Origin of the sequence: Jannaschia formosa, assembly GCF_003340555.1 — a bacterium.
Taxonomy (GTDB): domain Bacteria; phylum Pseudomonadota; class Alphaproteobacteria; order Rhodobacterales; family Rhodobacteraceae; genus Jannaschia; species Jannaschia formosa.
The window spans coordinates 32,888-55,626 of sequence record NZ_QPLJ01000017.1 but is presented as its reverse complement, the minus strand read 5'-3'; the positions used below and the strand labels follow the sequence as shown (position 1 = coordinate 55,626).

General features: G+C 72.8%; 21 protein-coding genes. 13 read left to right on the top strand and 8 right to left on the bottom strand.

The annotated features are described in order from the left end of the window. Positions 1–54 precede the first annotated feature (54 nt). The 3 genes from DR046_RS16065 to DR046_RS16055 all read left to right on the top strand — a co-directional run bounded on the left by DR046_RS16065 (position 55) and on the right by DR046_RS16055 (position 2,723). The gene (locus DR046_RS16065; protein WP_115383407.1) at positions 55–222 is read left to right on the top strand and encodes a DMT family transporter; all 168 of its coding nucleotides are present in this window, start codon (positions 55–57) and stop codon (positions 220–222) included. Positions 223–379: 157 nt separating this feature from the next. Beyond that, positions 380–1,438: a family 8 glycosyl hydrolase gene (locus DR046_RS16060; RefSeq protein WP_115383406.1), complete on the top strand. Its 1,059-nt coding sequence runs from the start codon at positions 380–382 to the stop codon at positions 1,436–1,438. Between the two features lie 229 nt (positions 1,439–1,667). Continuing rightward, positions 1,668–2,723 carry a cache domain-containing protein gene (locus tag DR046_RS16055; RefSeq protein WP_115383405.1) on the top strand — a complete coding sequence of 352 codons (1,056 nt, stop codon included), beginning with the start codon at positions 1,668–1,670 and terminating at the stop codon, positions 2,721–2,723. Between the two features lie 97 nt (positions 2,724–2,820). Here the strand turns inward: DR046_RS16055 and DR046_RS16050 are convergent, their stop codons facing one another. The 6 genes from DR046_RS16050 to mtnK form a co-directional block, all read right to left on the bottom strand. Beyond that, positions 2,821–4,779: a glycosyltransferase family 2 protein gene (locus DR046_RS16050; RefSeq protein ID WP_245190973.1), complete on the bottom strand. Its 1,959-nt coding sequence runs from the start codon at positions 4,777–4,779 to the stop codon at positions 2,821–2,823. 11 nt (positions 4,780–4,790) lie between these two features. Beyond that, the gene (locus DR046_RS16045; protein ID WP_245190972.1) at positions 4,791–5,966 is read right to left on the bottom strand and encodes an HlyD family secretion protein; all 1,176 of its coding nucleotides are present in this window, start codon (positions 5,964–5,966) and stop codon (positions 4,791–4,793) included. 168 nt (positions 5,967–6,134) lie between these two features. After that, positions 6,135–7,094 carry a sugar-binding transcriptional regulator gene (locus DR046_RS16040; RefSeq protein WP_167767146.1) on the bottom strand — a complete coding sequence of 320 codons (960 nt, stop codon included), beginning with the start codon at positions 7,092–7,094 and terminating at the stop codon, positions 6,135–6,137. A gap of 2 nt (positions 7,095–7,096) precedes the next feature. Beyond that, positions 7,097–7,744 (bottom strand): class II aldolase/adducin family protein, encoded by a 648-nt coding sequence (locus tag DR046_RS16035; protein WP_115383403.1) that lies wholly within the window; start codon positions 7,742–7,744, stop codon positions 7,097–7,099. Continuing rightward, a complete protein-coding gene (mtnA, locus tag DR046_RS16030) occupies positions 7,741–8,835 on the bottom strand; it encodes an S-methyl-5-thioribose-1-phosphate isomerase (protein ID WP_115383402.1) in 1,095 nt (364 codons plus the stop codon). The genes DR046_RS16035 and mtnA overlap by 4 nt, the downstream gene beginning before the upstream one ends. Further along, on the bottom strand, positions 8,832–10,157 hold the full coding sequence (gene mtnK / locus DR046_RS16025; protein ID WP_115383401.1) for an S-methyl-5-thioribose kinase: 1,326 nt from the start codon (positions 10,155–10,157) through the stop codon (positions 8,832–8,834). The genes mtnA and mtnK overlap by 4 nt, the downstream gene beginning before the upstream one ends. Before the next feature lie 115 nt (positions 10,158–10,272). Here mtnK and DR046_RS16020 point away from each other — a divergent pair, with 115 nt between their 5' ends. The 8 genes from DR046_RS16020 to DR046_RS15985 all read left to right on the top strand — a co-directional run bounded on the left by DR046_RS16020 (position 10,273) and on the right by DR046_RS15985 (position 18,752). Next, a complete protein-coding gene (locus DR046_RS16020; RefSeq protein ID WP_167767145.1) occupies positions 10,273–11,751 on the top strand; it encodes a sugar ABC transporter ATP-binding protein in 1,479 nt (492 codons plus the stop codon). Positions 11,752–11,768: 17 nt separating this feature from the next. After that, positions 11,769–12,797 (top strand): ABC transporter permease, encoded by a 1,029-nt coding sequence (locus DR046_RS16015; RefSeq protein ID WP_115383399.1) that lies wholly within the window; start codon positions 11,769–11,771, stop codon positions 12,795–12,797. 21 nt (positions 12,798–12,818) lie between these two features. Continuing rightward, a complete protein-coding gene (locus DR046_RS16010) occupies positions 12,819–13,853 on the top strand; it encodes a substrate-binding domain-containing protein (RefSeq protein WP_115383398.1) in 1,035 nt (344 codons plus the stop codon). A 27-nt stretch (positions 13,854–13,880) separates the two neighbouring features. Further along, positions 13,881–14,273 (top strand): 2-dehydro-3-deoxygalactonokinase, encoded by a 393-nt coding sequence (locus tag DR046_RS16005; RefSeq protein ID WP_115383397.1) that lies wholly within the window; start codon positions 13,881–13,883, stop codon positions 14,271–14,273. Positions 14,274–14,337: 64 nt separating this feature from the next. Next, a complete protein-coding gene (locus DR046_RS16000) occupies positions 14,338–15,174 on the top strand; it encodes a universal stress protein (protein ID WP_115383396.1) in 837 nt (278 codons plus the stop codon). Positions 15,175–15,183: 9 nt separating this feature from the next. Further along, complete coding sequence (locus DR046_RS15995) at positions 15,184–16,218, top strand: MlaE family ABC transporter permease (RefSeq protein WP_370816294.1); 1,035 nt, start codon at positions 15,184–15,186, stop codon at positions 16,216–16,218. Next, positions 16,215–16,976, top strand: coding sequence for an ABC transporter ATP-binding protein (locus DR046_RS15990; RefSeq protein ID WP_115383395.1), 762 nt, complete (start codon positions 16,215–16,217; stop codon positions 16,974–16,976). Before DR046_RS15995 ends, DR046_RS15990 begins: the two co-directional genes overlap by 4 nt. Positions 16,977–16,979: 3 nt before the next feature. Further along, positions 16,980–18,752, top strand: a complete 1,773-nt coding sequence (locus DR046_RS15985; protein ID WP_115383394.1) for an MlaD family protein — start codon at positions 16,980–16,982, stop codon at positions 18,750–18,752. Positions 18,753–18,798: 46 nt separating this feature from the next. Here the strand turns inward: DR046_RS15985 and DR046_RS15980 are convergent, their stop codons facing one another. Both DR046_RS15980 and DR046_RS15975 read right to left on the bottom strand, forming a co-directional pair. Continuing rightward, the gene (locus DR046_RS15980) at positions 18,799–19,182 is read right to left on the bottom strand and encodes a hypothetical protein (protein WP_115383393.1); all 384 of its coding nucleotides are present in this window, start codon (positions 19,180–19,182) and stop codon (positions 18,799–18,801) included. Positions 19,183–19,262: 80 nt separating this feature from the next. Next, a complete protein-coding gene (locus DR046_RS15975; RefSeq protein WP_115383392.1) occupies positions 19,263–19,946 on the bottom strand; it encodes a DnaA N-terminal domain-containing protein in 684 nt (227 codons plus the stop codon). A 331-nt stretch (positions 19,947–20,277) separates the two neighbouring features. Here DR046_RS15975 and DR046_RS15970 point away from each other — a divergent pair, with 331 nt between their 5' ends. Both DR046_RS15970 and DR046_RS15965 read left to right on the top strand, forming a co-directional pair. After that, a complete protein-coding gene (locus DR046_RS15970; protein ID WP_209313605.1) occupies positions 20,278–21,588 on the top strand; it encodes an AAA family ATPase in 1,311 nt (436 codons plus the stop codon). After that, positions 21,585–22,652, top strand: coding sequence for a ParB/RepB/Spo0J family partition protein (locus DR046_RS15965; RefSeq protein WP_115383391.1), 1,068 nt, complete (start codon positions 21,585–21,587; stop codon positions 22,650–22,652). The genes DR046_RS15970 and DR046_RS15965 overlap by 4 nt, the downstream gene beginning before the upstream one ends. Positions 22,653–22,739: the final 87 nt, after the last annotated feature.

The window sequence follows — 22,739 nt, the reverse complement described above, 5'->3', positions numbered from 1 at the left end:
TCGGGGGTCCGGCGAAGCGTGGATCGCCGGACATCCGTCCGTAGAGCCTGACCCGTGACGGCGACACTTGCCTTCCTGGTCGTCCTCGCCCTCGGGGTAATGGCTCTGGTCGCCGACCGCCTTGGTTTCGCCGGTCGAGCCACCGTCGCGATCACCTGGGCCCGTGTCCTGTCCGTGGCCCTCGTCGCAGCCGGGGTGGCCCTGTTCTTCCAGCCGGACTGATCGGCCACGGTCTGCCGCGCCCCCGACACTCTCCCCTCCGCCGTCGCACTCGCTCCCGTGGTCGGCTGCTTGTTCCGGGTTTGAAGCTTGGCGCGATCGGGCCAGGCCCCGACGGCAAGATTGCCTCCGACGGCCCGCGAATGCGAGGAAGACCCGGATGAGACGCAGGGACCTCCTTTCCTCGGCGCTTGCCGCCGGCGCGCTCGGCACGGGATCGGCCCGGGCCCTGACCGGCCGCGGGGGCTGGCCGGAGGCCTGGGAGTGCTGGAAGGCGGCGTTCCTGGATCCCGAGGGGCGCGTCGTCGACGCGCTGCAGGGCGAGGCGAGCCATTCGGAGGGACAGGGCTGGGCCATGCTGCTGGCCGTGGCCTTCGACGACCGGGATGCCTTCGACCGTCTGCGCGCCTGGACCGAGACGCATCTGGCCGTCCGGCAGGACCCGCTGCTCGCCTGGCGCTGGCGCCCGGGCGAGGGCGTGGCCGACTACAACAACGCGACCGACGGGGACCTCTTCTTCGCCTGGGCGCATCTGCGCGCCGCGCGCCGGTTCGGCGACCCGGCGCTCGCCCGGCGCGCCCGCGCCGTTGCCGAGGCGATCGACCGGATCCTCGTGGTCGCGGCGCCGGGCGGGGATACGCTCCTGCTCCGCCCGGCGGCGGAGCGGTTCGCGGCCCCCGGGGCCGAGACGATCAACCCCTCCTACCTCATGCCGCTCGCGCTGCACGACCTCGCGGCGAGCTTCGGCCTGCCGCGGCTGGCGCGCGCCGCCGCCGACGGCGAGGCGGGTCTAGCGGAGCTCGCCGCACCCGGCCTCGTCCCGGACTGGGCGACGCGGGACGACGCGGGCTGGTCGCGCCCCGCAGGCCTGTCCGGCGCTTACGGCTACGACGCGCTGCGGGTCCCGCTCTACCTGATCTGGTCGGGACGGTTCGCGCATCCCGCCGTGGCCCGCGTGCGGGCGCTGCTGGCGGCGACCCCGGAGGCCACGCCGGTGCGGGCGGAGGCGGGGACCGGGCGCGTGATCGAGACGAGCGACGCGCCGGGCTATGCCGCGGTCGCCGCCCTCGTGACCTGTTCCGGCGCAGCGGTCCCTGCTGCCACGATTCCGGGCTGGACCGCCTCGCAGGCCTACTATCCCGCGACGCTGCACCTCCTGGCCGCGCTCGCCGCATCGGAGGCGGCGCCGCACTGCCTGGGCGACGGCGCCGGACCATGAGGTCGGCCCCGGAAACCTCAGCGGCTTTGTCCTCTCCGGACCTTTCCGGCACCCCCCGACTCCCCTAGACCGTCGAATGCGGCAGGCGGCCTTCGCTCCTGGACCGAGGACGCCGACGCTGCGTCAACGGATGGACGTGAAATCGTCGCATCCTGCGCGCATGACGAAGCGCCGGGCGGTTCCCTTGCCCCGGCGCCAGCATCGACGTGAAGTCAGCGAGGACCACCGCATGAAACTCCGGAACGCCGTGTTCGCCTGCTTCGGCGCAGGCCTGATCCCCCTGCTCGCCGCGGTGGGATTCGTGCTGCCGGGCTTTGCCGAGGATATCGGGACGCGCACGCTCGCCCGCACGACCCAGGTCCAGACGCAGACGGTGGCGCAGGACGTCGCGCGGCTGCTGGAATCGGACTGGTCCGAACTCCAGTACGTGGTCGAGCGCGCGCCGCAGATCGATCCGGAGCGGCTGGGCGTGTTCCTGGACGGCCTTGTCAACGAGGGCCAGCGCGTCGCCTGGGCGGGATATGCGGGCGTCGACGGCGTTGTGCGGGTCGCGTCGGGGGGGATGCTCGAAGGGCAGGACGTGTCCGCGCGGCCGTGGTTCGCGGGCGGGCTGCGCGGGGGCTTCGCCGGGGACGTGCGCGAGGCCGTGCTGCTCCAGGCCCTTCTCGGGCAGGAGGGCGCCGAGCCGCTGCGCTTCATCGACCTCGCGGCGCCGGTGCAGGGCCCGGACGGCGCGATCACGGGCGTGATCGGCCTGCGCATCAACTCGACCTGGCTGGAGCGTTACCTGGAGGGGTCGGCGGCGACGCGCGGGATGGACTTCTACATGGTGTCGACCAACGGCTCCGTCTCCGCGGCGAGCGGGGCCGTCCCGCCGGAGCCGCTCGCGCTGGAGCCGTTCCGGCTGGCCGTCGCGGGCGGCAGCGGCCTCGTGCGCGAGGCGTTTCCGGAGGCGGGCGAGCAGATCTGCGCGGTCGTCCCGCAGGTCCTGTCCGGCGACCTGCCGAGCTTCGGCTGGCGTCTCGTCGGCTGCGCGGACTACGCGATCGCGACCGCCGAGCGCGACGCGGTGCTGAGCCATGTCGCCGCTCTCGGGCTGGCCGGCGCGGCCTTCTTCGGGCTGGCGGCCTTCGCCTTCGCCCGTGTCTTCCTTGCCCCCGTCACCCGCCTCGTCGACAGCGCCGAGCGGATAAGCCGAGGCGAGGATCCCTATCCCCGGCCCTCCCGCACCTCCCACGAGGCCTCGGTGCTGGCGGCCGCCCTCGCCCGGCTCCAGGCGCGCTGACGCGTCGGACGATCTCGGCGAGTCAGGAGGCCCGGAAGGGTCCCGAGAGAGCGAAGCCCGGCAGCGTCTTTCCGGGGCGATTCGGTCGTCCGGCGCGCTAGCGGGTGAAGGCGAGCCGCCGCCCCAGGTCGCGGACGAGATAGCCCAGCCGCGCGCCCGCCACGCCGGGCATGTTGTCCTCGGCATAGAGCTTCAGTTGGAGCGCGTCGAACTGCTCGGACGTGCAGTGGAACAGCAGCGTGGTCCCGCTCGTGCGGTAGCCGAGGCTCGTCGCCGCGATCTCGCCCACCTCTGCGATCCGGATCGTCACCGGCTGCCCCGCCGGGATCTCCGCCCCGTCGACGCGGGTGCCGCGGGTGGTGAGCTGCGTGATCCAGACCGGGCGCGCGCGCCCGTCGATCAGCTCGGCCCGCTCCGGCGCGTCGGCGACATGGCGCTCGCTGCGCGGCAGCTCGATGCAGACGATGATGGTCAGCGCCAGGACGAAGACGTTGTAGAGCGTCCAGAAAAGGACCACCGCCTTGCCGTCGCCCGCGTCGAAGAAGGCGAAGCGGTCGGAGACGATGCCGAGGCCTAGCCCCACCAGCGTCAGGACGAGCAGGATCGCGAAGGGCGCCATCAGCCGCCACTGCACCTGGATGCGGCTGCGGTCGCCGCCCTTGGCCGTGACCTTGAACGGATGCCCATGCGGCTTGAACAGCCCGACCAGCGCGGCGCGGCTGATCTGGAAGGCGCCGACGAGCTGGCTGACGTCGTTGACCAGCGGCACGACGTTGCCGCGCGACAGGTGGTTCAGCGCGACCAGCGTCCAGAGGTAGTAGACCCCGAAATAGCTGAGCACGTCGGGCACGCGCGCGTCGACGACGAGGATGTTGAAATACCAGTAGAGCAGCGGGAAGACGAGCGCGGCGATCCGGAAGGGGAAGGTCGTCAGCCAGTAGGCGCCCGCGTCGAGCACGCTCCAGCGGTCGCGCAGGCGGATCCTCGACCGCGAGAACGGCCCGACCTTCGAGCGCGCGATCTGCATCATCCCGAGGCACCAGCGCGCGCGCTGCGTGATGTATTCCTTCAGCCCCTCGGGCGCGAGGCCCTCGGTCAGCGCCTCGTTGAGGTAGACCGTCCGCCAGCCCTCGGACTGAAGCACGACGGTCAGCATGAAGTCCTCGGTCACGCTCTCGGTCGGGAAGCCGCCGATCGCCTCGATCGCCTGCCAGCGCGCGATCGAGGAGGTGCCGCAGCAGAAGGCGATGTCCCAGGCGTCGCGGCAGGGCTCCATCGTGTCGAAGAAGAACCGCTGCTCGTCGGGGTAGGCGCGCGAGAGGTTCAGGTTGTGCTGGATCGGGTCGGCGTTGAAGAAGTGCTGCGGCGTCTGCACCAGCCCCACGGTCGGGTCGTGGAACAGCGCCAGCGTGCGGCTGAGGAAGCCGCGATGGGGCACGAAGTCAGCGTCGAGCACGACGACGAAGCCCGGCGGGTCCGCCGCCAGAAGCCCGAGCGCGTGGTTGATGTTGCCGGCCTTCGCGTCGCGGTTGTCCGGGCGGCGGACATACTCGACCCCCCTCTCGGCGCAGTAGTCGCGCAGCCAGTCGCGCTTGCCGTCGTCGAGCAGGTAGACGGTCTTGGCGCCGTAGCGCAGGCCGAGCGAGCCGAGGATCGTCCGCTCCAGCACCTCGCGATCCTCGTTGTAGGTCGCGATCAGGATCGCCACTCGCGGCTCGGGCGCGTCCCCCCACCAGCCGAGGTTCTCGGTCGCCTCCGCCGTCCTCTGGCGTGTCCGGCTCATCATGGTGAAGGCGCTGATCGAGCCCAGGACCGACAGCGTTTCGAGCGCCAGCAGCGACCAGCTCGCCGCCCAGTCCCAGGTCAGGCCCAGCGGGGCGACCGTCTCGGTCGCGCGCCACCAGATGTAGCGCAGCGCGAGCAGCGAGGCGATCACCAGAAGGACCGTGCGATGCGCCGTGCGGTCCTTGTCGACGAGGAAGGGGATCATCAGCGCGAGGCCGGCGACCAGCATCACCTGCATGAAGCTGGACGCCGTCTCGCCGAGAGGGATCACCGGCACCCGCGTCAGTCCCAGAGGCCGCGGAACCAGTCGAGCGGCCGGCGGTCGAAGAAGACCCGTCCCGTGCGCCCGACGGCGCAGGCCAGATCGCCCTCGGCGGCGGCGAGTCCCGGCACCAGCAGCGAGACGTCGTAGCGCTGCAGGTGCTGCGCGCTCGGCGCGACGGCCAGGTTCCGGTAGACCGTCTCGGCCCCCGCCCCCGCGCGCCGGATCACGGTCGCCTCGAAGGTGCGGCTGTCGCCCGACGGGCGGAACACCGCGCGCTGGCCGAAGGCGAGGTCGTTGAAGACCCCTTCGGTGACCGAGGCGGTCACGAAGACCGAGCCGCAGTCGAGAAGCCGGATCAGCGGGTCGCCCCGCTGGACGTTCTCGCCGTCGGAGGCGAGCGCCTCCCAGAACCGCCCGCGCGCGGTGGCCTCGACCTCCGCGCTCCGCGCCGTGTTCACGCGCAGCCGCTCGGCGGCGAGACGCGCGTCGAAGGCATCCCGCCGCGCCTCCGCCTCGCGAAGCTGCGCCTCGGCGGCGGCGATCTCGCTGCGAAGCTCGGTCACGCGCTGCTCGGCGTTCGGCGCATCGTTGTAGCTGTCGCCGATATAGACGCCGCCCTCCGCCGTCGCGAGTTCCAGCTCAAGCGCGGCGATCCGCTCCGAGACGGCGTTGATCCAGAGGTCGCGCAGCCCCTCCGCCCCGGGCGCGTCCCCGCGCTCGACGCCCGCGTCCTGCGGGGGGGCGATGTCGAAGGCGGCGGGGAAGACGCCGTCCTGAAGCAGCTCCAGCCGTTCGCGCGCGAAGCGCAGGCGCGTCTCGATCTCCTCGATCCGCGCCGCGCGGTAGGTGTCCGACCGCGCCTCCAGCGACGCGACGATGGCCTGCGTCTCGTCGCGCAGCATCGCGAAGCGCGAGATCGCGGCCTCCGCCAGCGCGCGCTCCATCACCAGGTCATCGAGCCGGACGCCGTCCACCAGCGGGTCCGTGACCGTCGCCAGCACCTCGCCCGCCGTGACGAGCGATCCCAGCTCCCGCGAGGGCATGGACACGTCGCCCGCGATGGGCGCACGCAGCGTCGCAAGCCGGGCGTTGACCGTGGCGTCGGCGCTGACCCCGCTGATCTGCTCGCCCACGATGACCCAAAGGGCAATCGCGACGATCGCGCCGCCCAGAAGCAGCCTCCAGACTATCAAGACGGGATCTCCCCTTCGGTCGCACGCCGGTCCGGCCAGGCCGATCCCGAAGCGGATCGGCTCACGGGGCGCCAGTGCCCCGCCCGGCAACGAGCAAGCGGGTCGTCAGTATGACGGACAGGGGGTGGGATCAAGTCCGCGGACCCGCCGGGCCTCGGGCGCCCGTGGTCAGGGCCCCGCGTCCCGAGGCGAGACGGGGAGGCGCGGCGCCATGGCCTCCGCCGCGGCGGCATCGGTGACGAGGTGGGTCGCGAAGCCGCCGCGCAGCGCCGCGGCCAGCGCGTCGGCGCGGGCCGCCCCGAAGGTGACGACGATGCGCCGCGGGATGCGGAGCAGCCCCTCGGGCGGGATGCCGATCAGCCGCCCGTCGAGCGAGCCGCTCATCGGCCGCCCCTCGCCGTCGATGAAGCGCCCGGCCACCACGCCCGCCGCGCCGCGCCCGTGATAGTCCGCCAGCGTGTCGAGATCGGCCACGCCGGACTGGACGATGTGGCTTTCCCGCGAGGCCAGCCCGACCGCGAAGAGTGCGGCATCGCAGCGCGCCAGCGTGTCGAGCTGGCGTGCGATGATCGGCTCCCGCGCGAGGCGGGCGACGAGCGACGGGTCCGACAGGACCGCCGGCGCATGCAGGTTGACGCAGGCCGCGCCCAGCCGCGCGGCGATGAGGGTGGAGCAGTCCTCGGCGTTGAAGCCGTAGGGCGAGGCCATCGACCCGACCATCTGGACGATGGTCAGGTCGGGGCGCCGCATCTGCGGCAGACGCTGGGCGAGGCGATAGACCGTCTCGCCCCAGGCGACGCCGAGCGTGGCCCCCTGAGGCACCAGCTCCGGCACCATCCCCGCCGCCGCACGCAGCGCCGCCTCCGGGTCGTCCGAGGGCAGGACGACCGCCTGTTCGAGGCCATAGGCAGTGGCGAGGTCGCGCGCCTGATCGGCGCGGCCGAGCAGGTGCGGGTCGAAGGAAACGCGCACCAGCCCGGTCTCGCGCGCCTCGCGCAACAGGTTGTGCACCGTCGCCCGCGACACGCCGAGCCGGGCGGCGACCTCGGCCTGGCTCAACTCGCTGACATGGTAGAGATAGGCAGCGCGTGCGGCCGGCCCGGGCAGCGCGGGCTCGAGCCCGTCCACCCTCAGGCGCCTTCCAGCGCGGGCTGCTTTCCGTAGCTCGCGAAGAGGTCCTGCACGCGCGCCATCTCGGCATCGTCGAGCAGCACCGGCTCCCCGATCCCGCGCGCGAGCAGGTATTGCCGCGCGAGCGTCTCGACCTCGCCCGCAAGCCAGAGCGCCTTCTCCAGCGACGGCCCGAAGGCGATCTGGCCATGGTTGGCGAGCAGGCAGGCGCTGCGGTCCGCCAGCGCCGCGAGCATCGCGTCGGACAGGTCCTGCGTCCCGAAGGTCGCGTAGTCCGCGCAGCGCACGTCGTTTCCGCCCGCGACCGCGACCATGTAGTGGAAGGCCGGGATGCCGCGCCGGTGGCACGACAGCGCGGTGGCATAGGGCGAATGGACGTGGACCACCGCCTGCGCCTCGGCGCGCGCGCGGTAGATGTCGAGATGCATGCGCCATTCCGAGGACGGCTTGAGCGGGCCGGTCGCGGTCCCGTCCGCCGCGACCGGCACCATCATCTCGGGCGTCGTCCGGTCGTAGGGCACCCCCGACGGGGTGATGAGCATCCCGCCCTCCTCGCGGACCGAGACATTGCCCGAGGTGCCCTGGTTCAGCCCGCTCGCGTTCATCGCGCGGCAGGTCGCGAGGATTGCGGCGCCCGCCTCGCTCATTCCGCGGCCATCCGCTCGGGGAAGAGGCTCGCGATGGCGTCCTTCTCGGCCGCGACCACGCCCTTCTCGGTGATGAGGCCCGTGACGAGCCGCGCGGGCGTCACGTCGAAGGCATGGTTCGCGGCCGGCGTGCCCTCGGGGCAGATCAGCACCTCGGTGACCTCGCCGCCCCGGGTGCGGCCCGGGACCCAGCGGACCTCGTCCGCGCTGCGCTCCTCGATGGGGATGTCCATGCCGTCGTCGAGCCGGAAGTCGATCGTGGGCGAGGGAAGTGCGACGTAGAAGGGCACGCCGTTGTCCTGCGCGGCCAGCGCCTTCAGGTAGGTGCCGATCTTGTTGCAGACGTCGCCCCGCGCCGTGGTCCGGTCGGTCCCGACGATCACCAGGTCGACCATCCCCCGCATCATCAGCAGGCCCCCGGAATTGTCGGTGATCAGGTGATGCGGCACGCCGTGGTTCAGAAGCTCCCACGAGGTCAGCGCCGCACCCTGGCTGCGCGGCCGCGTCTCGTCGACCCAGACATGGACGCCGATTCCTGCGTCATGCGCCTGGTAGACGGGCGAGGTGGCGGTGCCCCAGTCCACCGTCGCGAGCCATCCCGCGTTGCAATGCGTCAGCACGTTGACCGGGCCGTCCTTCTTCGCCGCGATCTCGCGGATCAGCTCCAGCCCGTGGACGCCGATCATGCGGCAGATCTCCACATCCTCGTCGCAGATCGCGGCCGCCCGGTCCCAGGCGGCCTGCGCGCGCGCGTCCGGGGCGAGAGGCCGGAGCACCCGCATCATCTCGTCGAGCGCCCAGCGGAGGTTGATCGCCGTGGGCCGCGTCGCGTGCAGCACGTCGTAGGCCTGCTTGAGCCGTGCGTCCGAGGCGTCGTCGCGGATCGCGAGCGCCATGCCATAGGCCGCCGTCGCGCCGATCAGCGGCGCGCCGCGGACCAGCATGTCGGCGATGGCGCGGGCCGCGTCCTCCAGCGTGGTCAGCTCCACCGTCTCGTAGCGATGCGGCAGGCGCGTCTGGTCGATGATGCCGACCGCGCCCTTCTCGCGCAGGGGCCAGATCGTGCGGGTGGGGGTGCCGTTGACCTTCATGCCGTCTCTCCGTCCTTCGGGTTCAGCGCGTCCCGCGCCAGTTCGGTCGCGGCCGCCACCGTGGCAATGCTCCGCGCGCCCTTCACGAGCCGCCCGGCCAGCGCCAGCGCCCGCGCCTCGCATCCGGCGCGGGCGGCCGGCTCGGGAATGGTCCGCAGGTCGGCCACGCCGGCGAGGCCCACGACCCGGCGGGCCATCTTGGCGCCCGCGAAGCCGAGCGTGTCGATCTGGACGCGGGCGAGGAAGGCGTCGCAGGCGGCCTCCGACGCGCCGCCCAGAACGCGCTCGACCATGGCCTCGCCGGTGCGTTCCTCCTGCCAGAGCATCCTGAAGCGGTCGGCGAAGGCGGCCCAGAACGCCTCGCCCTGCCGCAGTACCCAGTCCTGCTGGTCCTCCCAGCCCGCGCCCCAGCCCGGCTGCGCGGCGGCGTTGAGCCAGAGATTGGCCAGCACCGCGCCCAGGTCGAAGCCCATCGGGCCGTAGAAGGCGAATTCCGGGTCGATGATCCGCACCCGCTCGCCCGCGCCCGGCGGCGTCACCATGACCGAGCCGGAATGCAGGTCGCCATGCAGCAGCGCCTCGGCCCGGCTCATGAAGGCGAACTTCCACTCCTGGATCGCCAGCCGCCAGGCGTCATCGGCGCGCATCGCGGCGATGGCCTCGTGCAGCGCGGGGTTGTCGGGGTTCATCTCGTGGTCGTGATAGGGATCGGTGAAGATCAGGTCCTCGCTGATCCGGCAGAGCGCGTGGTTCCCCGCGAAGCCCGCCATCTCGGCCTTCTTCGTCACCGGGTCGAGCGCGAGGTCCGAGGACCGGAACAGCGTCTCGGCACAGAAGCGGCCGAGGATCGGGGCGGCGCTGTCGTGGCGCTGCCGCTCGATCAGGGCGCCGCGCAGGATGACGTGGCCGGCGAGGTTCTCCATCACGATCAGCGCCTGCCCGGCGTCGAAGCGGATCACCTCGGGCACGACGCCCGGTCCCGCATCCGCCGCCTGCCGGACCAGCGCGGCATGCTCGTAGATCGCGCGGTCGAGCGGCAGAGGCCAGGACTCGCCCACCAGCCGGACGTAGGGCAGCGCCTGCTTGGCGCAGACCGAACCCGCCGGCCCCTCGACGATGTAGACGAAGTTGAGGTTGCCGTCGCCCACCTCCCGCACGGACCAGTCGGACGGCGCGCCGCCGAGCCGCCGCGCGACCTCCGGGTAGGCCGCGAGCCGCGCCGGGACTGTCTCGACCGAGAGCGGTTCGTAACCCGCGAAACCGGGCACCGTGATCCCCAGGCGCCTCGGGTGGGACGTCTCCGAAACCGGTCCGCTGTCCATTCCTCGCCTCCCCTTCAGCCCCCTCTGGCATATGCCATCCCTGCTTGACATCTGTCAAACCCGAATGCAGGGTCCCGCTCACGGGGCGGCCGGAAGCGGCCGGGGAGGTCCGGGGATGAGCCTGCAGATCGAGGGGATGACGAAGCGATTCGGCACGAACACCGTGCTGCGCGGCGTCGATCTGGCACTCGCCCCCGGGACGATCACCGCCTTCATGGGGGCGAACGGCGCGGGGAAGTCGACGCTCGTCAAGATCGTCGCGGGGGTGCATTCCGCGAGCGGCGGGACGATGACCCTCGACGGGCGGCCCTTCGCGCCCGTCACGCCCTCGGCGGCGCTGCGCGCGGGCGTCGTCGTGGTCCACCAGATCATCAACGACAACGTCGTCCTGACGATGGACGTGCTCGAGAACCTGATGATCGACCGGCTCTGCGCCGGGGGCAGCCCGATCTTCCGGCGCCGCACGCACCGGGACGAGGCGCAGGCGATGCTCGACCGGGTCGGGCTCGACGTCCCGCTCTCGGCGGAGCTCGCGGACCTGCCGCTCGCCGACCGCCAGATGGTCGCCATCGCCCGGGCGCTCGCGCATGACCCGAAGCTGCTGATCCTGGACGAGCCGACCTCGGCGCTTTCCGACAGCGAGGCGGAGCGGCTCTTCGCCGTCCTCGAAGGCCTGCGCGACCAGGGCGTCCCGATCCTCTACATCTCGCACCGGATGGGCGACATACGGCGCCTCGCCGACCGGATCGTCACCCTGCGCGACGGCCGCGTGACGGGCGATTTCTCGGCGCCGCTCGACTACAGTGGCGCGGTGCGGGCGATGCTCGGCGCGGCGCTCGATGCCGCGGCGCATGACCGCGTGCCGCCGGGTCCGCCGGTCCTGACGGCGCGGGGGCTGCGCGTCCTGCCCGGCGCCGCGCCGCTCGACATCGACCTGAACGCGGCCGAGGTGACGGCCATCGTCGGCCTCGTCGGCGCGGGCAAGACCGAACTGGCCGAGACGCTCTACGGCCTGCGCCGGCCCCTGGCCGGAAAGATGACCCTGAACGGCGCGCCTTACGCGCCGCGCCATCCGGGCGACGCGGTCGCCGCCGGCGTCTTCATGGCCGCCGAGGACCGGACCGGCGGCTCGATCGTGCCCGACTTCGACCTCGCGCGGAACGTCACCCTGCCCTTCCTCGGCGCCTTCTCGCAGTTCGGGATGATGCGCCGGGACCGCGAGGCGCGCCGCGCCTCCGAGGCGATCGCGGCGCTCGACATCGTCGCGCAGGGGCCGGACGACCCCATCGCCTCGCTCTCCGGGGGCAACCAGCAGAAGGTCGTGCTGGCCCGCTGGCTGACCCGCCCCGCGCGCGTCCTGATCCTCGACGAGCCGTTCCAGGGCGTCGACATCGCCGCGCGCCGCGACATCGGCCGGGCCTTGCGGGCGACCGCGCGGGACCGGGCCACGCTGGTGCTCTGCTCGGACCTCGACGAGGCCATCGAGCTGGCCGACCGCATCGTCATCCTCTCCCACGGCGCGCTGCGCGCGGAGCAGGAAGCCGGCGCGCTCGACCGCACGGCGCTGGTCCACGCGATGTCCGCCGCCGCATGACCAGACCGGAGCGCCCCATGCCCGACACCGTGTTGACCGCAAGCGAACCTCCCGCCCGTTCCGGGGCCGACCTGCGCGTCCTCGCCGTCCGCTGGGGGCTGATCGTGCTGCTGCTCGGCATGGTCGGCTTCTTCGCCGCGGCCGAGCCCGCCTTCCTGTCGGTGCGCAACATGGTGATCGTGCTGCAATCGGTCAGCATCGTCGCGATCCTGGCACTCGGCGTGACCTGCACGCTGGTCGTCGGCGGCTTCGACCTCTCGATCGGCTCGGTCGCCGCCTCGGCGCTGATGGCCGCCTCCTACGTCATGGTCGTCTGGGAGGGCGGGACGCTCGCGGCCGTGGCCGCCTGCCTCGCGCTCGGGCTTCTGGTGGGGCTCGTGAACGGCCTCCTCATCGTCAAGCTGCGCGTGCCCGACCTGCTGGCCACTCTGGGCATGATGTTCCTGCTCCTCGGGCTCCAGCTTATCCCGACGGCGGGGCGGTCCATCGCCACGGGAATGTCGCTGCCCGACGGGACCGTGGCCGAGGGCCGCTTCACCGCCACGTTCCTGGCGCTCGGCCGCCACCGGGTCTGGGACACGGTCCCGATTTCGGTCCTCGTGATGCTGGCGCTCGCCGTCGCGATCACCGTCTTCCTGACCTTCACCCGCTGGGGCCGGGTCATGTACGCCATCGGGTCGAACCCGCAGGCCGCCCGCCTCGCCGGCGCCAATGTCGAGCGCTACAAGATCGCCGCCTACATGATCTCGGGCCTCTGCGCATCCATCGGGGGCATCCTGCTCGCCGCGCGCGTGGGCCGGGGCGACGTGTCCTCGGGCAACTCGCTGCTGCTCGACGCGGTGGCCGCCGCGCTGATCGGCTTCGCCGTCTTCGGCGCGGGCAAGCCGAACGCGGTGGGCACCGCCATCGGCGCGCTGTTCGTCGGGCTGCTGCTCAACGGTCTCACCATGATGAACGCGCCCTACTACACGCAGGACGCCATCAAGGGCGCGGTGCTGGTCGCCGCGCTGATGTTCACCTTCGGCCTTTCGGTCCGGAGATCCTAGGTCATGACAGGGAGGAATCTCATGACGCTCACCCGACGGATGCTGCTGGCGGCCACCGCCGCGACCCTCGCCCTGCCCGCCGCCGCGCAGGACGCCCCCGCGCCCTGGGACGGCTCGGAGACGCCGACCATCGCGCTCGTGCGCTACCTGTCGACGGGCGACTTCTTCCAGGCCTACCTCTCGGGCGTCGAGCGGCAGGCCGAGGCGCTCGGCGCCGAGCTGCGCGTCTTCGACAGCCGCCAGGACGCCGCGCTCCAGTCCGACATGATGGACCAGGCCATCGGCCTCGGCGTCGACGGCATCATCGTCCAGCACGGCCTGACCGAAAGCATGGCGCCCGCCGTGCAGCGCGCGGTCGATGCGGGCATCCCAGTGGTCGCCTTCGATGTCAATGTCGAGAACGACGCCGTCCCGCAGATCGAGCAGTCCGACCGCGACCTCGCGCGCCTGGCACTCGAGCAGGCGATCGCCGACAACGGCGAGAGCTTCCAGGCGGGCTATGTCTACGTCGCCGGGATCGCCCCGCTCGACCGCCGCGACGAGACCTGGCAGGAGTTCAAGGAGCGCTATCCCGGCATCGAGGAGGTCGCCTCCTGGGGCACGCTCGACAACCCCATCGCCAACTCGGTGGCCGACCAGGCGAGCGCCGTTCTGCGCGCCAACCCGATGATCGAGGTCGTCTTCGCCCCCTATGACGAATTCGCCAAGGGCGTCGTGATCGCCGCCAACGAGGCCGGCATGGCGCAGGACCTGAAGATCTACTCGGCCGACATGTCGACCGCCAACATCAACGCCATGCGCGAGCCGGGCAGCCCCTGGGCCGCCTCGGCCGCGACGAACCCCGCCGTGGTGGGCGAGGTCAGCGTCCGCGCGCTCGCCATGCTGATGGCGGGCGAGGACCCGGGCGACCAGGTCGTCATTCCGCCGGCGCTGATCACGCAGGACTTCCTCAACGAGAACGACATCGGCAACATGGAGGAGCTGGCCGCCAAGCTGCCGAGCTTCGCCCATGCCGACGTCGCCATGACCGACTGGATGCCCCTGCCCCCGCGCTGAAGCAGGCTCCCCCGGACGGCCCGTCGCATGCGGGCCGTCCGGACAGGCCCGGCCAGGAGCAGGACCGTAAGCAGGACCCGCGCGATCGACGTGCACGAGGGCGAGGACGGCCTGAAGACGGTGCCGCCGGGTGGCTTCGCAGCCGTGCTGGAGCGCTATCTGGACGGCTGGCCCGAGACCCGCGTGCTGCTGTCCGGCATGGTCACCAGCCGGACGGGATGGCTCGAGACGCCCTGTGTTCCCTGTCCCGCCGGGCTGTCCGACCTTGTCCGCAGCCGGATCCTGCGCCGCGAGGGCGGGCGCCATCTTCACTTCCTTTCCGGCCTCTCGCATCTCGACGGCGGGGTGCTGACCGACGTCACGCGCGGCGAGGAGGTGCAGCCCCCCGCGCGGCGGCGCGAACCTCCGTCAAACCGTTGATCTCCGTCAAATCGGCGCCAGCACGGGCGTGCTAGTCAGGGCCGTTCCCGAAGGAGGAGCCGCCATGACACCGAAGACCGTTCTCGCCTGCCTGACCGACGAGGCCGGGGCCCCCGCCCTCACCCGCACCGCCAGCACGCTCGCCACCGGATGGGACGCCCATCTCGTCGGGCTCCACGTCATGGAAGGCGTGGTCTTCTATCCCCGCTACCCGGTCAGCATCCCGGCGACCGTCTACCAGGGCATCCGCAAGCATCAGCGCGAGCAGGCAGAGCGCCTGAAGGCCGTCTTCGACAAGGAGAGCGCCGGGCTCGGCGCCCGCGCCGAGTGGCGGCTTCTGACCGCCGGGGACGAGCTGCCCTCGGATGCCGCCGTCGAGGTCGCGCGCGCGGCCGACCTCGTGATGATGAGCGCGGCGGAAGGCGGACAGGACGCCCACCAGCAGCGCTTCCTGCAGGAGGCGGTGATCCGTGGCGCGGGCCGCCCCGTGCTGGTCGTGCCGAAGGACGGCGAGACCGCCGGTCTCGGCCGCGCGCTGGTCGGCTGGCGCGACACCGCGCAGGCGGCGCGGGCGCTGCATGACCTCGTGCCGCTGCTCTCGGCCGGGGCGGCGATCCGGCTGGTCTCCTTCGGCCCCGGCCCGCGCCTCGGCGATGCCGGCGAGGTGATGACGGACCTCGCCGCGACCCTCTCGCGCCACGGCTTCGAGGTGGAGATCGACCGGCGGTTCGACCGCGTCGAGTCCATCGCGGGCGCGCTCGAGGCGGAGGCGCGGGAGTTCGGGGCCGACGTGCTGGCGGTCGGCGCCTATGGCCATTCGCGCGCCTACGATCTGATCCTCGGCGCCGTGTCGCGGGACCTGCTGCGCGAGGCCCGGATCCCCGTCCTCTTCTCGCGGTGAGCGCCCCCCGTGCCCGCCCCCACAGCCGAGCCGGTCGGCCCGCATCTGCCCGAGGGCGCGCTGACGCTCGGCACCGTGGACGCGCTGCGCGACGCGCTCGGGCCGGGGACGGGGCCGCTCGACCTGTCGGGCGTGGCGCGGGTCGACATGGCGGGGGCCTGGTTCCTCGCCGCCTCGGGGCGGCCGCTCCGGGGCGCGCGGCCCGAGGTGGCGGCCCTGATCGACCTCGCCGCGGCGGCGATGCCCGCGCCCGCGGCGCCCGCGGCGCGGCCCTCCTGGCGCCTGCCCTCGCCGCGGGGTCTCGTGGCCGGGCTCGCCTTCTTCGGCCGCGTGCTGGTGCTGGCCGCCGCCCTGCCCCGCCATCCGCGCCGCCTGCGCCTGACCTCTACCGTCCACCACCTGCGCGAGACCGGGCTGACGGCGATCCCGATCGTGACGCTGATGTCCTTCCTGATCGGCGTGGTGCTGGCCTTCCAGGGCGCGGCGCAGCTTCGCCAGTTCGGCGCGCAGGTCTTCGTCGTCGACCTGATCGCGATCTCTGTCCTGCGCGAGCTGGGCGTCCTGCTGACCGCGATCATCGTCGCGGGCCGCTCCGGCGCGGCCTTCACAGCCGCCATCGGCTCGATGAAGATGCGCGAGGAGGTGGACGCGCTGCGCACGCTGGGCCTCGACCCGGTGGCGGTGCTGGCCCTGCCGCGCATCCTCGCGCTGGTGATCGCGCTGCCGCTGCTGACCGTCGCCGCCGACGTGGCGGGCCTCCTGGGCGGGGCGGCGATGTCCTGGATCGAGCTCGGCGTCTCGCCGGCCATGTTCGTGGCCCGGATGGAGGCCGCCATCGGCGCGTCCCATTACCTCGTGGGGCTGGCGAAGGCCCCGGCCTTCGCGCTGATCGTGGGGCTGACGGGCTGCTGGTTCGGGCTGCAGGTCGGCTCCGACGCCGAAAGCCTGGGGCGCATGACCTCGCGCGCCGTCGTCGTGGCGATCTTCCTCGTGATCGTGGCCGACGCGGCCTTCTCGATCCTCTTCGCGGTGCTGGGCGTATGACCGCGGCGCTGACCGTCGAGGGCCTCGTCACCGGCTTCGGCGACCGCACGATCCATGACGGGCTGTCGCTGACGATGCACCGGGGCGAGGTGCTGGGCGTGGTCGGCGGCTCGGGCACCGGCAAGTCGGTGCTGCTGCGGGCGATCATCGGCCTCGTCCCGCCGCGCGCCGGGCGGATCGACCTGCTGGGCACCCGCATGGACGAGGCCGGGGAGGAGGCGCGCCGCGCCGCGCTGCGCCGCACTGGGGTGATGTTCCAGGACGGCGCGCTGTTCTCGTCGCTGACCCTGCGCCAGAACGTCGAGGCGCCGATGCTCGAACGCTTCCCCGGGCTCGACCCCCGCACCAGCCGCGGCGCGGCCGAGCTGAAGCTCGCGCTCGCGGGCCTGCCGCCAGAGGCGGCGGACCTGCGCCCCTCCGAGATATCCGGGGGCATGCGCAAGCGCGCCGGGCTCGCCCGCGCGCTGGCGCTCGACCCCGAGGTGGTGTTCCTCGACGAGCCGACGGCGGGGCTCGACCCGATCGGCGCCTCGGCCTTCGACGCGCTGATCCTCGACCTCAAGCGCGCGCTCGGCCTGACGGTGTTCTTCGTGACCCACGATCTCGACAGCCTCGCCGCGATCTGCGATCGCGTGGCGGTCCTGGCCGACAGGCGCGTCGTCGCCGTCGGCACCGTGCCGGAGCTGCGCGCGACCGGCCATCCCTGGATCGAGCGCTATTTCGGCGGCCCGCGCGGCCGCGCCGCCTTCGGAGGCTGATCCTTGGAACGCAGCGCCCCCTACGCCCTGATCGCGGCCTTCGTCCTTCTAGCCGGCGCCATCGGCGCAGGCCTGCTGGTCTGGCTGACCGACTACGATCCCGGCCGCCGCACGACCACCTATGCCGTCGTCTTCGATGACGTGTCGGGCCTGAGCCCCGCCTCCGAGGTCCGCTACAACGGCCTGCCCGTGGGCGAGGTCTCGGCGATGGAGCTGGACCCGGCGGGCACCGGGCTGATCCGGGTCGAGATCGAGGTGCTGGAGGACGTGCCGCTGCGCGAGGGCGCGGTGGCGCGGCTGTCGACGCAGGGCGTGACCGGCGTGGCCGTGGTTGCGCTGGAAGGCGGCGATCCCCGCGCCGGGCCGCTCGAGCGCGGGCCGCAGGGGATGCCGATGCTGACGCCGGGCCGTGGCGCGGTCGAGACGCTGGCCGACGAGGCCCCCGCCCTGCTGGAGGAGGCGCGCGCGCTCGTCGCCGACCTGCGCGCCTTCGCCACGCCCGAGAACGCCGCCCGCGTCACCCGCGTCCTTTCGGAGCTGGAGCAGGGCGCGGCCGGGCTGGGCGAGATCGGCGCGCTGGCCGAGGATCTGGGCGGCATCGGCCGCGACCTCGCCCCCGCGCTGCGCGGCCTGCCCGACACGCTGGCCCGGGTCGAGGGCGCGGCCGCCGAGGCGGAGGCGCTGGCCGCGACGCTGCGGACCACCGTCGCGGCGCGCGGCCCCGGCCTCGCAGACGCGGCCGAGGGCGCCCTGGCGGAGCTGTCCGCCGCCGCCGCGACCGGCCGGGCGCGGCTCGCCGAGGCGGAGGCGGTGCTGGGCGCGATAGACGCCGCCGCCCGAGAGACGGAGCAGCTTGCCGCCGGGGCGCGCGGGACGACCGACGCACTGACCGCCACGCTGGCCGAGGCGCGGCCGGCCGTCGCCGCCCTGCCCTCCCTCCTCGCCGAGGCGGAGGGGATCGCCACGGCCCTGCGGCCCCTGGCCGAGACCCGGCTCCCGGCGCTCTTCGACGAGACCGGGGCGACGCTCTCCGCCGTCACGCAGGCAGCCGAGGCGGGCCGCGCCCGGCTGGACGAGGCCGCCCCGACGCTCGCCGCCGCGACCGAGGCCGCCGAGGCGCTCTCCGCGCTCGCCCGCGACGCCCGGACCGTCGCCGCGGCCGCAGACCGGGCGCTGGCCGACCTGCGCCCGGTGCTCGCCGATGCCGGGGCGGGCGCCGCCGCGCTCCGCGCCGATCTGCCCCCTGCCCTGGCCGAGGCCCGCGCCGCCGCCGCGCGCCTCCCGGGCCTTGCCGACCGCGCCGAGACCACGCTCGACGCCGCCACGCAGGCGGTCGAGGGGGCGGCCCTGCCCGAGCTGTCGGCCCTCGCCGCGGCCCGGCTGGAGCAGGGCGGCCCCGCCCTCGACGCGCTGACCGGCGCGGCGCGCGCCGTCGACGCCGCCTCGACCGAGATCGGGACCGTCGCGCGCGACATCGCCCCCGCCGCCACCGGGATCGCCGAGGCCGGGGCGCGGCTCGCCACCTCGGCGGAGACCGTCGCAGGACGCATCGGCCCCCTCACCGAGGAGGCGGAGGCGCTGCTGGGCGAGGCGCGCGCCGCCGTCACCACCGCGCAGGCCGCCCTCGGCCGCGCCGACGGCGCCTTCGCCGATCTCGGCCGCGCGGCGCCGGGCATGGACCGCGCCCTGCGCGAGATCGCCGCCGCGGCCGAAGCCGTGCAGCGCCTCGCGCAGGCGCTGTCACGGGACCCCTCGATGCTGATCCGCGGTCGCTGACGCGCCGGAAGGACGCCGCCCCTTCCCCGTGACGCCCCCCTCAGCCTCAGACCGGTGTGGCGTGCCGCTCCTCCACGGGATCGGGCTGCCCCGGACCCGGCCGCGTCGCGGCGGCGAAGAGCCGGCCCCATTCCCGCGCGTAATCCTCGGACAGGCCGCTCAGATAGCCGATCTGCGCCGCGCAGAGCGCCTCGGGCGTGCGGCAGGCCAGCATCTCCGCCTGCGCGTCCAGCGCCCGGCGCAGCCGATGCGCGCCGAAGCGGGCGATCCTGGCCTGCACCCACGCCGCCGAGCCGACCATCCGCCCCAGCCCCGCCGCCACCTCGGGCCCGTCGCCCGTTAGGACGCCCTCCCCGATCCCGCCCATCTCCGCCTCGTCCCCCGCTGCGCCGGTGTCCGGTCGCGGTGCCGCCTTCGTCATCGTCCTCATCTCGGGCCCTCCCTGCCACTCGCCCGGACCCTAGCGCCGCCCCCCAGGCGCGCCTTGATTCGCGTCAAACGGGAGCGCCGTCACGGACCGGCGACGATGATGCGGCGGCGCGGCCCCATCTCCGCCTCCACCGCCTCGGCCAGCGGACGCATCAGCCGCGTCTCGACGTAATGGCCGATGAAGCGCGTCGGCGCGCGCAGCGTCAGCACCCCGCCCTCGTCCGCCTCCAGCCTGAGCGGCGCGATCCAGGCCGCGTGCATCCCGGCATCCGCCCGCCGCAGCCGTCCCGTCGCCGCTCGCCAGGTTCCCCGCGGCGCGGGCTCGACCGGCTCGGGCGCCTGCGCCGGGGCGACCGGCTCCGGCACCTCCCCGCGCGGCGCCATCCGCTCCACGTAGTCGGGACCGATCCGCGGCCAGAGCTCCGCCGCCTGCGCCCGGATCTCGATCAGGTCCAGCCGGTAGGCCCCCGCCCTGCCCCGCACGCCGACCCGCTTGCGCACCATCAGCCGCGCCTCGACCCAGGCGCGAACCTCGCGCTTGGCGGTGCGCTCGGTGACGCCCCAGATCCGCGCCATGTCGCGCTGGCAGACGCAGAGCTCGTCGGCGCGCCAGTTGTAGCGCGCCGTGATCAGCCCGATCAGCCGCAGCACCGAGACCTGCATCCCCCCGCCCCGGGCGAAGGCGATCAGGCTCAACGCGGTCAGCACGTCGTATTTCGCCTCCGGCGCGTGCGGCCCGGCGAAGTGCCTGACGTCGATCTTCATGCTATGGATCCCTGCCCCGATTCCACCTGTGCCTCCGAATACGGAGTAGATCGCGTTTTCTGTCAACGCATTTCCAAGAGCGGGATTTCCGGGGGTGGTCTTCCTCTTGATCGATTCAGATCGGATAGTTGGTTTAGGGGGGCGCCGAATGTCACCCTATCCGGCACTCTATGACCCCGAGTCGCCGCTCCCCTGTGCCTCAATGGGCAGAGCACTGTTGCACGCAATCCCGTTTCCTGCGTACGCACCCCACAAGACGCGAAATCGCGGTTTCCCCGTTCGGCGAAATCCCGTTATTCCCGTCTTCAGGGTACAAGACGAGAGGGGCCCCATGCGCGACCACCGCGATCTGCTGAAGATGAACGAGCGCAGCCTGTCGCAGCAGGCCGCCGTGCGCCGCGCGACCTTCTCGCCGGGCGAGGTCAAGACGCTGCGCCCCTTCTCCATCTGGGAGATCAGCCAGTTCATGTTCGACATCCCCGCCGACACGCTGCGCAAGAAGCTGGCCGACGACCCCTCCCTGCCCCAGGGCACCGTCGAGGAGGAGGGGCGCCAGCGCTGGTTCACCCTGGCCGAGATCAACGAGCTGCGCCGCCGCCTGCGCTTCCGTGGCAAGACGCTCCTGCCCCGGCGCCCGAAGGGCCGGGCGATGCGCGTCGCCGTGTCGAACTTCAAGGGCGGCGTCGGCAAGACCGTGGTTGCCCAGCATCTCGCCCATGCCGCCGCGCTCGACGGCTACCGCGTGCTCTGCATCGACTTCGATCCGCAGGCGACGCTGACCCATTCCATGGGCCTCGTAGAGGTCAGGGAATGGGAGACGGTCTGGGGCATCATGTGCCGCGACCTCTGCCGCGAGGCCGACCGCATCACCGCCACCTACGACGACCCCGACGACTGCCCGCATCCCTCGTCGGACGAGCTGCCCGAGGACGTGCAGTCGATCGGCGCGCAGCGGACGGGCGACTTCATCCAGTCGACCTGCTGGCCGACGATCGACATCATCCCCTCCTGCGCCAACGCCGCCTTCGTGGAGTTCGCCTCGGCCCAGTACCGCGCGCTGCACAAGGCCTGGACCTTCTTCGGCTGCGTCGATCGCTACCTCGCGGAGCTGCCGGACGATCAGTACGACCTGATCGTCTTCGACTGCCCGCCAGCCATCGGCTACCAGTCGCTCAACGCCGCCTTCGCCTGCGACATCCTCTACGTGCCCTCGGGGCCGGGCTACTGGGAATACGACTCGACCACCTCCTATCTGGGGCAGCTCGGCGACGCGATGGCCGACATCTCCGAAGGGTTCGCGGGGCTCGCCGAGGAGGCGGGGCTGCACCTGCCCAAGACCTTCCGGGACGTCCGCCTGCTGATGACGCGGTTCGAGTCGGGCAACCCGCTGCACCAGGCGATGCAGGATGCGTTCGCCAACGTCTTCGGCGCTGACATGTGCACCCACCCGATCGAAATGACCCGCGCGGTCGAGCAGTCGGGCCGCTTCCAGATGTCGGTCTACGAGCAGGATTACCGCCAGATGACGCGCGAGACCTGGAAGCGCGCGCGGCAAAGTTTCGACAGGGCCTATGCCGAGTTCAAGGCTACGGTGCTGGATGCCTGGGACCAGGCCGATTCGCAGACCGGAGGTGCATCTTGACCGACCGCAACAAGTTCGGCTTCTCGCCGCTCACCCCTGACGAGGCGCCCGCCCGCCCGCGCGACCGCCGGCCGGGCCCCATGGGCGCTGCCGTGCGCGAGACCGCCGAGAACCTGGCCGAGGCGACCGAGGCCAAGATCGAGCAGCGCCGCCGCAATGCCGAGGACGCCAAGGCCTTCCGGGCCGCGGCCGCCGAGGGCCGGGTGCTGTCGGATCTGCCGCTCGACCGCATCCGCACCGACGCCCTGCCCCGCGACCGGCTGGAGCTGGAGGCCGTCGCGCAGTCCGACGAGATGGAGGAGCTGAAGGCCTCGATCCGCGCGCGTGGCCAGCGCGAGCCGATCGAGGTCTGGGCCGAGGGCGACGGCTATCAGCTGCTCAAGGGCTGGCGGAGGCTGACCGCGCTGAGCCAGCTTTTCGCCGAGACGGGCGAGGCGCGCTTCTCCACCGTCACCGCCCGCGTCGCCGCCGATCCGCGCGACCGGCTGGCCCGCTACATCGACATGGTCGAGGAGAACGTGGTCCGCGAGGACCTGACCTTCGCCGAGATGGCGCAGGTCGCCATCGCCGCCGCCCTCGACGAGGGCGTGGACGAGATCGACCCCGACGCGATGGTCGGCCGTCTCTACGGGGCGCTGCACAAGACCAAGCGCAGCTACATCCGGTCCTTCGTGTTCCTACTGTCGGTGCTGGGCGAGGACCTCAAGTTCCCCAAGGCCGTGGCACGCAACCTTGGCGTCGAGGTGTCCCGTGCCCTGCGCAGGCCCGACGCGGTCGAGGCACTGCGCGCGCGGCTTGCTGAGGCCGCCGATGCCGAGGCGCAGACGCGTATCCTGACCGAGTTCCTGGAGAGTGCGAAGCCCGCGCCGAAGGAAGGTCCCGCGCCGGCGCCGAGCCCGAAGCTGGAGCTTCACGTCGGCGCGACCAAGGTGACGGCGCGGGGGCGGGAGTGCCGGATCGTCGGCACGACGGACTATTCCGAGGTTCCGCGCGACCGTCTGGAGCGGGCGATCCGCGCCTTCGAGGCGGAGATCGGGAACACGGCGCGCATCCGGCGGCTGTAGCGCGGTTACCCGCGGGTAACGGGGCTTGCAGACTGTTACCCGCGGGTAACCGGGATCGCGGGTGGAGTTGTGGGGAAGGGCAGGGGG

Excerpts from the sequence above, each read along its gene's own strand:
- mtnK (WP_115383401.1), bottom strand. The coding sequence starts at position 10,157 with ATGGACAGCGGACCGGTTTCGGAGACGTCCCACCCGAGGCGCCTGGGG.
- DR046_RS16010 (WP_115383398.1), top strand. The coding sequence starts at position 12,819 with ATGACGCTCACCCGACGGATGCTGCTGGCGGCCACCGCCGCGACCCTC.
- DR046_RS16020 (WP_167767145.1), top strand. The coding sequence starts at position 10,273 with ATGAGCCTGCAGATCGAGGGGATGACGAAGCGATTCGGCACGAACACC.
- DR046_RS16005 (WP_115383397.1), top strand. The coding sequence starts at position 13,881 with ATGCGGGCCGTCCGGACAGGCCCGGCCAGGAGCAGGACCGTAAGCAGG.
- DR046_RS16000 (WP_115383396.1), top strand. The coding sequence starts at position 14,338 with ATGACACCGAAGACCGTTCTCGCCTGCCTGACCGACGAGGCCGGGGCC.
- DR046_RS16035 (WP_115383403.1), bottom strand. The coding sequence starts at position 7,744 with ATGAGCGAGGCGGGCGCCGCAATCCTCGCGACCTGCCGCGCGATGAAC.
- DR046_RS16015 (WP_115383399.1), top strand. The coding sequence starts at position 11,769 with ATGCCCGACACCGTGTTGACCGCAAGCGAACCTCCCGCCCGTTCCGGG.
- DR046_RS16060 (WP_115383406.1), top strand. The coding sequence starts at position 380 with ATGAGACGCAGGGACCTCCTTTCCTCGGCGCTTGCCGCCGGCGCGCTC.
- DR046_RS15980 (WP_115383393.1), bottom strand. The coding sequence starts at position 19,182 with ATGAGGACGATGACGAAGGCGGCACCGCGACCGGACACCGGCGCAGCG.
- DR046_RS15970 (WP_209313605.1), top strand. The coding sequence starts at position 20,278 with ATGCGCGACCACCGCGATCTGCTGAAGATGAACGAGCGCAGCCTGTCG.
- DR046_RS15975 (WP_115383392.1), bottom strand. The coding sequence starts at position 19,946 with ATGAAGATCGACGTCAGGCACTTCGCCGGGCCGCACGCGCCGGAGGCG.
- DR046_RS15990 (WP_115383395.1), top strand. The coding sequence starts at position 16,215 with ATGACCGCGGCGCTGACCGTCGAGGGCCTCGTCACCGGCTTCGGCGAC.
- mtnA (WP_115383402.1), bottom strand. The coding sequence starts at position 8,835 with ATGAAGGTCAACGGCACCCCCACCCGCACGATCTGGCCCCTGCGCGAG.
- DR046_RS16055 (WP_115383405.1), top strand. The coding sequence starts at position 1,668 with ATGAAACTCCGGAACGCCGTGTTCGCCTGCTTCGGCGCAGGCCTGATC.